The sequence below is a fragment of the Mesorhizobium sp. M1E.F.Ca.ET.063.01.1.1 genome (assembly GCF_003998155.1).
GTDB lineage: Bacteria > Pseudomonadota > Alphaproteobacteria > Rhizobiales > Rhizobiaceae > Mesorhizobium.
The window spans coordinates 1-9,203 of record NZ_RZSC01000194.1; the positions used below are offsets into that span (position 1 = coordinate 1).

A 9,203-nucleotide genomic window follows, 5' to 3' on the forward strand; every position below is an offset into this window, starting at 1 on the left:
TTTCAGGATCGTGTCCAGCCATTCGGACTGCTGGGGAGCGTGGGAAAGCTCGTCGAGAAGACGCACGGCAGACATCAAAACACCCAAGGCACGCGTTACGGTTTACTGCCTGTTATGGTTACCGATCAGCGTAAACATTCGGTGAAGGCTGAAGAGCCTCGCGCGATTTGCGAAGACCGGCCCATTGGTGTATGCCGCGCCGCTTGGGCCAGCCAGGCCATTTTGCTCTCACGCTTCGGATTGCCATGCCCCAGCCAGACCTTGTCATCTTCGATTGCGACGGCGTGCTCGTCGATTCCGAAATCGTCGCCGCGCGCGTCGAGGCAGAGCTTCTGACTTCGGCCGGATTCGAGATCTCGGCGGAGGAGATTTTCGAGACCTATGCCGGGCTGACCTTCAAGGACATCATGCTGCGGCTCGAGGAGAAATCGCACATCCCGTTCCAGGCCTCGCTGATCGACCGCGCCGAAGAACTGGTCGACCGCAAGCTGCGCAACGACGTGCGCGTCATCGACGGCGCCCGTGAGGCGGTGGCGGCCGTAACGGCACCGCGCGCCGTCTGCTCCAATTCGCGCAAGGAGCGGATCGAGTTCATGCTGGAGAAGGTGCGCCTGCTGCCGTTCTTCGCCGGCCGCATCTTTTCGGGGCTGGACATCCCCAGCAAGAAGACCAAGCCGGCGCCGGACGTGTTCCTCTTCGCCGCCGAACAGCTCGGCGCAAACCCGAAGAACACCTTCGTCATCGAGGATTCGGTGCACGGCGTCACCGGCGCCAGGGCGGCGGGCATGCGCGTCATCGGCTTCACCGGCGCCGGCCACAGCTATCCCGGCCATGCCGACGCGCTGACCGAAGCGGGCGCCGAAACGGTCATCCGCCGCTGGGCGGAACTGAACAGCACGATCGCGGCATTGTCGGAGTGGTCGGAAGACGCCTAGGGCTCGCTGTACACACGCCTGCGGCCATCTGGCGGCGTCTTCTGTGCTTCCGGCAGCTAACCCTCGGTTAGTTCGTCGCCGCGGCGCGTTTCTTCCTCTTGCCCTTCGACTTGTCCGTCGCCGCCGGCGTGTTCTCGTCGTAGCCGGCATAGGCCTGGTAGTCGGTCGCGGTCGGCTCCGGCACCACGACGTTGGCGTCGGTGAAGACGAACTGCGTCGCGGCCGACGGATCGGTGACCTGCACCTGATACTGATGAAGCTGCGAATAGAGCACGTCGGGTCCATGCTGGACCGCAACGCGGATCGGCATGGTGACTGTGCCTGGCGCGAACAGCGGCCCCGGCACCACCTTGCCGGCAACCGCGATCTTCATCGTCAGTTGGCCGTTCTCGTGGGTGCAGTCGCGTGTCACGTCGGTGATCGAGGCCTGGTAGATGATCTTGGCGGGGTCGCGATTGGGATCGACCGGCGCCCCGTTGGAGCCGGCCTGCGCGGCCGCGGCGGCTGCCTCGGCTTCGGCGTCCGCCGTGGCGTCGCCCTTCTTTTTCTTCGGCTTGGCGGCGGTGCCCTTGGCATAGGTGTTGAAGAAGGCGGTGCCGTCACGCAGCGTCACCTTCGGGCAGTAGGCGCGCAGTTGGCTGGCAAGCACCTGAGGGTTCTGCGGCGGCGGCGGCGCGGTCGGATCCTTCTTGCCGAAACCGAAGTCGAGAATGCCATTGTCGCTCGACTGGCAGCCGGCGGCGGCAAGCATAAAGCCGGCAAGCGCCAGACCCGCGACAAAACGACGATTGACCGAATAAAACGCCATGAACTGCACTTCCCTCTCACAAAGCCGGTGACGTATATCAACGCCGCGGCAAAAATGCGACTGAGCCGGCTCGGAAAATTAACCAAATTGCCGTGGATGACGCGACCGGCAGCAATGGGTCTTTGACGATGCAATATGTGAGTACCCGCGGGGATGCGCCCGTGCTTGGATTTTCCGACGCGGTGCTGGCCGGGCTGGCGCGCGACGGCGGGCTTTACGTGCCGCGCGAATGGCCGCAGTTTTCGGCCGCCGACATCCGCGCCATGCGCGGCCTTGCCTATCCCGACCTTGCCATTCGCGTCCTGACGCCTTTCCTCGGCGGCGAGATCGCGGCGCCCGTCTTCGAAAGGCTGGTGCGCGAAGCCTATGCGACTTTCCGCCATGAGGCGGTGTGCCCGCTGGTGCAAACCGGCGCAAACACCTTCGTCCTCGAGCTCTTCCACGGTCCGACGCTCGCCTTCAAGGACGTGGCGATGCAGCTGCTGGCGCGGCTGATGGACCATGTGCTCGCCGAACGGGGCAAACGCGCGACCATCGTCGGCGCCACCTCCGGCGACACAGGCGGCGCGGCAATAGATGCTTTCGCCGGCCGCGACCGCACCGACATCTTCATCCTTTTCCCCAACGGCAAGGTCTCGCCGGTGCAGCAGCGGCAGATGACGACGTCGGCTGCTGCGAACGTCCATGCGCTGTCGATCGAAGGCAATTTCGACGATTGCCAGGGCCTGGTGAAGGACATGTTCAACGACCACGGCTTCCGCGACAGGGTGTCGCTGTCGGGCGTGAACTCGATCAACTGGGCCCGCATCATGGCCCAGATCGTCTATTATTTTTCTTCCGCGCTGTCGCTCGGCACGCCCGACCGGCCGGTGTCCTTCACCGTGCCGACCGGCAATTTCGGCGACATTTTCGCTGGCTATGCCGCCAAGCGCATGGGGCTGCCGGTCGAGCGACTGATCATCGCCACCAACGACAACGACATCCTGGCGCGCACATTATCGAGCGGCGAATACCGCACCAGGGGCGTGTTCGCCACCACCTCGCCGTCGATGGACATCCAGGTGTCGTCGAACTTCGAGCGCCTGCTGTTCGAGGCCGCGGGCCGCGATGCCGCGACGGTCAGGCGCTACATGAACGGGCTGAAGCAGTCCGGCGCCTTCACCATCGAGGCGGACGAAATGACGCGGATCCGTGCCGAGTTCGACGCCGGCCGCGCCAGCGTCGACGAGGTCGCCGCAACCATCCGTTCGACGCTTCAAGCGAGCAGCTACCTGCTCGATCCGCACACCGCCGCCGCCGTGCATGTAGCGGCGGCCCACGCGTCGGGCGCCGTCCCCATGGTGGTGCTCGGCACCGCGCATCCGGCGAAATTTCCCGCGGCGGTCGAGGCCGCCAGCGGCATTGCCCCAGCCCTGCCCGCATGGCTAGGCGGCTTGATGACAGCCGACGAAAAATACACGATACTTCCATCCGAGCTAAAAATGGTGGAAGATTACGTGAGCCGCCACACGCGGGCGGCCCGTTAGGGAGTAGTTGCCATATGGGTGTTGAGGTAAGCCGTCTGTCGAACGGCCTGACAGTCGCCACCGAAACCCTTCCAAGCCTCGAATCTGTTGCCCTTGGCGCCTGGGTGAAGTCGGGCGCCCGCAATGAACGCGACGAAGAGCACGGTATGGCCCACCTGCTCGAGCATATGGCGTTCAAGGGAACGAAGCGGCGCAGCGCCTTCCAGATCGCCTCGGAAATCGAGAATGTCGGCGGCGAGATCAATGCCGCGACCAGTGTCGAGACGACCTCCTACTATGCCAGGGTGCTCTCCGACGACGTGCCGCTGGCGGTCGATATCCTGGCCGACATCCTGCAGGAGTCCGAATTCGATCCGGAGGAGCTGGAGCGCGAGCAGCATGTGATCCTGCAGGAGATCGGCGCCGCGCACGACACCCCCGACGACATCGTCTTCGACCGCTTCACCGAAACGGCCTTTCGCCACCAGACCATCGGCCGCTCGATCCTCGGCACGCCGGAGACGGTCAAATCCTTCACCTCCAGGCAACTGCACGATTTCATCGAGCGCCAATACGGCGCCGAGCGCATGGTGATCGTGGCCGCCGGCGACATCAAGCATGACAATTTCGTGCGCGAGGTCGAAAAGCAGCTCGGCGGCTTCCGCGCCAAGGCCGTGAGCAACATTCCGCAATACGCGCAATATGTCGGCGGCGACTTCCGCGAGGACCGCGACCTGATGGACGCGCAGATCGTGCTCGGCTTCGAGGGCCGCGCCTACCATGTGCGCGACTTCTACGCCTCGCAGGTGCTGTCGATGATCCTGGGCGGCGGCATGTCGTCGAGGCTGTTCCAGGAGGTGCGCGAGAAACGCGGCCTGTGCTACTCGGTCTATGCCTTCCACTGGGGCTTTTCCGACACCGGCATTTTCGGCGTGCATGCCGCGACCGGTCAGAGCGATATCGCCAAGCTGGTGCCGGTCATCATCGACGAGCTGCAGAAGGCCGGCGAGAGCATCCAGCAGGATGAGCTCGACCGGGCGCGCGCGCAGTATCGCGCCGGCCTCATCATGTCGGCCGAAAGCCCGGCAAGCCGCGCCTCGCAGATCGCCAGGCAGTTGCTCCTGTTCGGCCGGCCGATCGCCAAGGAGGAGTTGATGGAACGGCTGGCGGCGCTGACCGTCGAGCGGCTGACAGACCTTTCGTCACGGCTGTTCTCGACCAAGCCGACGCTGACCGCCGTCGGCCCGATTGGCACGCTGGCGCCCTATGAGGCGATCCTCGATTCGCTTTCGGGTCCGCAGACAACGGCCCGCAAGCTCGCCGTCTAAACTTCGTCACGCGCCATGTTCGCGCTCCCTTTCTTTCGCCGCGACCTGCCGGCACTGAAGGGTGAAAAGGTCACGCTGCGCGTGCCGCTGACCAACGACTACCGTGAGTGGTCGACGCTGCGCGGCGAAAGCCGCGCCTTCCTGGAGCCATGGGAGCCGCGCTGGCAGCCTGACGAGCTCGACCGCACCGCCTGGCGGCTGCGCATCAGCCGCTACCGCGAGGATTATGCGCAAGGCACGGCAATCGCGTTCTTCATCTTCGAGAAGTCGAGCGGCAAGCTTGCCGGCGGCATCACGCTCGGCAACATCCGCCACGGCGTGGCCCAAAGCGGCCATATCGGCTACTGGATCGGCGAGCGTTTCGGCGGCCGCGGCCTGATGACCGACGCGGTCAAGGTGGTGTCCCGATTTGCCTTCGATACGCTGAGGTTGCACCGGATCGAGGCTGCCTGTATTCCCGACAACGCCCGGTCGATCCGCGTGCTTGAAAAAGCCGGATTCCGGCGCGAAGGACTGCTGCGATCCTATCTCAGGATCAATGGCATCTGGCAGGATCACTACCTCTACGCCCGGATCGCGGACGATCCGCCGGGTGATGGAACGAAGGGCTGATATGTGACGAATTTTTCGCGAATCGCGTCGCTGTTCGCCCTCATCCTGGCGGTCTTCGTCACGCTTTCGGCAGCCGCGCCCGCGCTTGCCGTCGAACCGATCAAGATCGCCCGCGACGACAAGGCGCTCGATCTTTCGGGCGCCGTCGAGATCTACCGAAACCAGGGTGAGAATTTCCAGGTCTCGACCGCGCCCGGCCCCGACGGCATCGTGCGGCGCATCGAAGTCGAGGCTAATGACGCGCGTTCGACCGGCGACTGGGCGGTGTTCGCGCTTGCCAACACCACCGACCAGCAGCTCGACCGGCTGATCGTCGCGCCGCATTTCCGCCTGGTGAATTCCGGCATCTTCTGGCCGGATCTCGGCTCGACCCGCATCGCGGCGATCACGCCCAGCGAAGGCTTCGCGCTCGACCGCCAGACCAGCCCCGACGCCGACGTCTTCCGGGTGACGCTGAACCCCGGAACGGTCGTCACCTTCATCGCCGAGCTCGCCTCGCCCAAGCTGCCGCAGGTCTATCTGTGGGATCCCGAATCCTACAAGGACTCGGTCAATTCCTACACGCTGTTCCGCGGCATCGTCATCGGCATCGCCGGGCTTCTGGCGCTGTTCCTGACCATCCTGTTCGTGGTCAAGGGAACCTCGATGTTCCCGGCGACCGCCGCGCTCGCCTGGGCGGTTCTCGCCTATATCTGCGTCGATTTCGGCTTCCTCAACAAGGTCATCGAGATATCGCCCGGTAACGAGCAGATGTGGCGGGCCGGCACCGAGGTGGCGCTGGCGGGGACCTTCGTGGTGTTCCTGTTCGCCTATCTCAACCTCAACCGATGGCACGGCCATTTCAGCTACGGCGCGCTGGTCTGGATCCTCGGACTGCTGCTCATTGCCGGCGTGGCCATCGTCGATCCGGCGGTCGCCGCCGGCATCGCCCGCATCTCCTTCGCCGCCACCGCGCTCACCGGGCTCGGCCTCATCATCTTCCTCGGCATTCGTGGTTACGACCGCGCGATCATGCTGGTGCCGAGCTGGGTCATGGTGCTCTTATGGCTATGCGGATCGTGGATGGCGATCACCGGCATGCTGGACAACGACATCGCCCAGCCGGCGTTGGGCGGCGGCCTGATCCTGATCATCCTCCTCATCGGCTTCACCGTCATGCAGCACGCCTTTGCCGGTGGCGCGCTGCACCAGGGCCTGTTCTCCGACCTCGAGCGACAGGCGCTCGCCGTCGCCGGATCGGGCGACATCGTGTGGGACTGGGACGTGCTGCGCGATCGCGTGGTGACCAAGCCGGATGTCAGCCTGCAGCTTGGCCTTGCCCCCAACAGCCTCGGCGGCGCTGCCCGCAACTGGCTGCCGGTTTTGCATGCCGACGACCGCGACACGTTCCGCACCACGCTCGACGTGGTGCTGGAACATCGACGTGGCCGGGTGGCGCAGAATTTCCGCCTGCGCGGCGCCGACAGCCACTATCACTGGTTTTCGCTGAGGGCGCGCCCGGTGATCGGATCGGACGGCGAGGTGATCCGCTGCGTCGGCACGATGGTCGACGTGACCGAGCAGAAGAAGTCCGAGGAGAGGCTGCTGCACGACGCCGTGCACGACAATTTGACCGGCCTGCCGAACCGCGAGCTGTTCATGAACCGGCTGGAGGCGGTCATCTCGATCGCCCGCACCGAGGACAAGGTGCGCCCGACCGTCTTCGTCATCGACATCGACCGCTTCAAGCAGGTCAATGACGGCCTCGGCATCTCGGCCGGCGACACCATTCTTCTCACCATTGCGCGCCGGCTGCACCGTTTGCTGAAGCCGAAGGATTCGCTGTCGCGCTTTGCCGGCGACCAGTTCGCGCTGATGCTGCTCTCCGAGCAGGAACCGGCCCGCATCGCCGCGATGGCGGACGCCATCAAGCATGCGATCAACAACCCGATCACCTTCGCCAAGCGCGAGATCGTGCTCACCGCCTCGATCGGCCTGATCACCTGGACGACGGCGCAGACCTCGTCCGAGGACATGGTCAAGGACGCCGAGCTTGCCATGCACCAGGCCAAACGCTTCGGCGGCGACAGAATCGAGCCGTTCCGGCCGGCCTTCCGCACCGTGGGCACCGACCGGCTGCAGTTCGAATCCGATCTTCGCCGCGCCATCGAGCGGCGCGAATTCACCCTTGCCTACCAGCCGATCGTGCGGCTGGAGGACGGCAGCGTCGCCGGCTTCGAGGCGTTGCTGCGCTGGGATCATCCGCGGCGCGGCATGATCCCGCCGGCCGATTTCATCCCGGTGGCCGAGAATTGCGGACTGATCGTTCAACTCGGGCTGTTTGCCATGCAGCAGGCGGCCGAGGACCTGGCGACCTGGCAGAAGCAGATCGGCGACGCGCCGCTGTCGGTCTCTGTAAACCTTTCCAGCCGGCAGCTCATCCGCCGCGACCTCGTCAGCGACGTCCGCTCCGTCATCGCGCGCGCCAATTTGAAGCCGCGCTGCTTCCGGCTGGAGCTCACCGAATCGCTGGTGATGGACAATCCCGAGCAGACCGCGCATGTGCTGACCAAGCTGAAACAGCTCGGTATCGGACTGTCGCTCGACGATTTCGGCACCGGCTATTCGTCGCTCTCCTATCTGACGCGCTTCCCCTTCGACACGATCAAGATCGACAGGAGCTTCGTCGACGACGCGACGCCAAAACGGGCGGTGCTGCTCAAATCCATGGTCAATATGGCGCATGAGCTCGGCTTGTCGGTCGTTGCCGAAGGCATCTCCGACGAAAGCGACGCGCTGGAGCTGCGTCAGATGGGCTGCGAATACGTCCAGAGCTTCATGTTCGGCGCGCCGATGCCCGGCGACCAGGTGCTGAAGACGCTGAGGGAGCAGTACCCGCTAACGCAGGCCTAGAGCCCGTTTGGAAACTCTACTCCTGCGGCCATCTGATGGCGCTTTCTGCGCTTCCGGTACTCATTCTCGAAAGCACCATCTGACTCGCATTAGCGAGTGTCGAAACGGCCTCTGGATGTTTTGCGTGACGCTCAGGCGTGGCCGGCGGCGGCGCTGAGATGGGCGAGATCGATGCCGATCGCGGCAAGGATGCGGTCGTACTTGCGCTCGATATCGGCGTCGAACAGAAGTTCCTGCGTAGCCGGACAGGTCAGCCAGCCATTTTCCGCGATCTCGCTTTCGAGCTGGCCGGCGCCCCAGCCGGAATAGCCGAGCGCCATCAGCGCGTGACGCGGCCCGCGCCCCGTGGAGATGGCGCGCAGAATGTCGACCGTGGCGGTCAGGCAGATGTCGTCGGAGACGTTGAGCGAGGATTCCACGCGATAGTCGCCGGAGTGAAGCACGAAGCCGCGGCTGCGATCGACCGGCCCGCCATTGCGCACGACGAAGTCGCGGGCATGCGCCGGCAGGCGGATCGCCTCCTGCTCGTTCATGATGCCGAGCTGCACTAGGAGGTCCGGGAACAGCATCTGCTGCGTCTGGTTGATGATCAGGCCCATCGCACCCTCGTCGCTGTGGGCGCAGACATAGATCACCGAGCGCGTGAAGCGGTCGTCCTTCATGCCGGGCATGGCAATCAGGAACTGATCATCGAGAAAGCCGCGCCCGGCGGCACTCTTTTTGTGGCGCAACAAGTCCATGGGTTGAGCGTAACGCGTTTCGGCGGCGCCGAAAAGATGCTGAGGCTGCCGGATGTCACGCAAATATGATACCGGCAGGACCATGAAATCATTGCGCGGCCAAGAACGGGCGATCAAATCACCGCCATGCGATACCTGAACATTGTGGCGCTCGGCGCCGTCATCGGCCTAGGAGCGGGCCTGCCGGCCGAGGCGTCCTCCTCGGCCTGGTACAACAGCGAAGGCGGCAAGGTGCGGCTGGTGACCAGCGGCAAGCCGGACGAGGCCGGCAAGCTCCACGGCGTGCTCGACATCGCGCTCAAGCCCGGCTGGAAAACCTATTGGCGCGATCCTGGCGATGCCGGCGTGCCGCCGCAGATCGATGTGTCGGCCAGCACCAACAT

Annotated in this window: 7 protein-coding genes and 1 pseudogene; 6 read left to right on the forward strand and 2 right to left on the reverse strand. The window is 64.5% G+C overall.

The annotated features are described in order from the left end of the window. Window positions 1–245: 245 nt before the first annotated feature. Window positions 246–935, forward strand: coding sequence for an HAD family phosphatase (locus tag EOA29_RS15860; protein WP_127221125.1), 690 nt, complete (start codon window positions 246–248; stop codon window positions 933–935). 67 nt (window positions 936–1,002) lie between these two features. On the opposite strand, the gene EOA29_RS15865 is transcribed toward EOA29_RS15860, so the two are convergent. Next, window positions 1,003–1,743, reverse strand: coding sequence for a hypothetical protein (locus tag EOA29_RS15865; RefSeq protein WP_127221126.1), 741 nt, complete (start codon window positions 1,741–1,743; stop codon window positions 1,003–1,005). A 128-nt stretch (window positions 1,744–1,871) separates the two neighbouring features. On the opposite strand from EOA29_RS15865, the gene thrC reads away from it, so the two are divergent. The 4 genes from thrC to EOA29_RS15885 are packed head-to-tail and all read left to right on the forward strand — an operon-like array spanning window position 1,872 to window position 8,080. After that, the gene (gene thrC, locus EOA29_RS15870) at window positions 1,872–3,269 is read left to right on the forward strand and encodes a threonine synthase (protein WP_127221127.1); all 1,398 of its coding nucleotides are present in this window, start codon (window positions 1,872–1,874) and stop codon (window positions 3,267–3,269) included. A gap of 14 nt (window positions 3,270–3,283) precedes the next feature. Then, window positions 3,284–4,576, forward strand: coding sequence for a pitrilysin family protein (locus tag EOA29_RS15875; RefSeq protein ID WP_127221128.1), 1,293 nt, complete (start codon window positions 3,284–3,286; stop codon window positions 4,574–4,576). Between the two features lie 15 nt (window positions 4,577–4,591). Next, window positions 4,592–5,188, forward strand: a complete 597-nt coding sequence (locus EOA29_RS15880; protein ID WP_127221129.1) for a GNAT family protein — start codon at window positions 4,592–4,594, stop codon at window positions 5,186–5,188. A gap of 3 nt (window positions 5,189–5,191) precedes the next feature. Next, a complete protein-coding gene (locus tag EOA29_RS15885; RefSeq protein ID WP_127221130.1) occupies window positions 5,192–8,080 on the forward strand; it encodes an EAL domain-containing protein in 2,889 nt (962 codons plus the stop codon). A gap of 131 nt (window positions 8,081–8,211) precedes the next feature. On the opposite strand, the gene EOA29_RS15890 is transcribed toward EOA29_RS15885, so the two are convergent. Then, the gene (locus tag EOA29_RS15890) at window positions 8,212–8,820 is read right to left on the reverse strand and encodes a YqgE/AlgH family protein (protein ID WP_126095222.1); all 609 of its coding nucleotides are present in this window, start codon (window positions 8,818–8,820) and stop codon (window positions 8,212–8,214) included. A 126-nt stretch (window positions 8,821–8,946) separates the two neighbouring features. On the opposite strand from EOA29_RS15890, the pseudogene EOA29_RS15895 reads away from it, so the two are divergent. Beyond that, window positions 8,947–9,203 (forward strand): annotated as a pseudogene (locus EOA29_RS15895) (hypothetical protein); the annotation flags it as partial.

Coding starts and splice junctions, on each gene's coding strand:
- thrC (WP_127221127.1), top strand. CDS start 1,872: ATGCAATATGTGAGTACCCGCGGGGATGCGCCCGTGCTTGGATTTTCC.
- EOA29_RS15875 (WP_127221128.1), top strand. CDS start 3,284: ATGGGTGTTGAGGTAAGCCGTCTGTCGAACGGCCTGACAGTCGCCACC.
- EOA29_RS15890 (WP_126095222.1), bottom strand. CDS start 8,820: ATGGACTTGTTGCGCCACAAAAAGAGTGCCGCCGGGCGCGGCTTTCTC.
- EOA29_RS15860 (WP_127221125.1), top strand. CDS start 246: ATGCCCCAGCCAGACCTTGTCATCTTCGATTGCGACGGCGTGCTCGTC.
- EOA29_RS15865 (WP_127221126.1), bottom strand. CDS start 1,743: ATGGCGTTTTATTCGGTCAATCGTCGTTTTGTCGCGGGTCTGGCGCTT.
- EOA29_RS15880 (WP_127221129.1), top strand. CDS start 4,592: ATGTTCGCGCTCCCTTTCTTTCGCCGCGACCTGCCGGCACTGAAGGGT.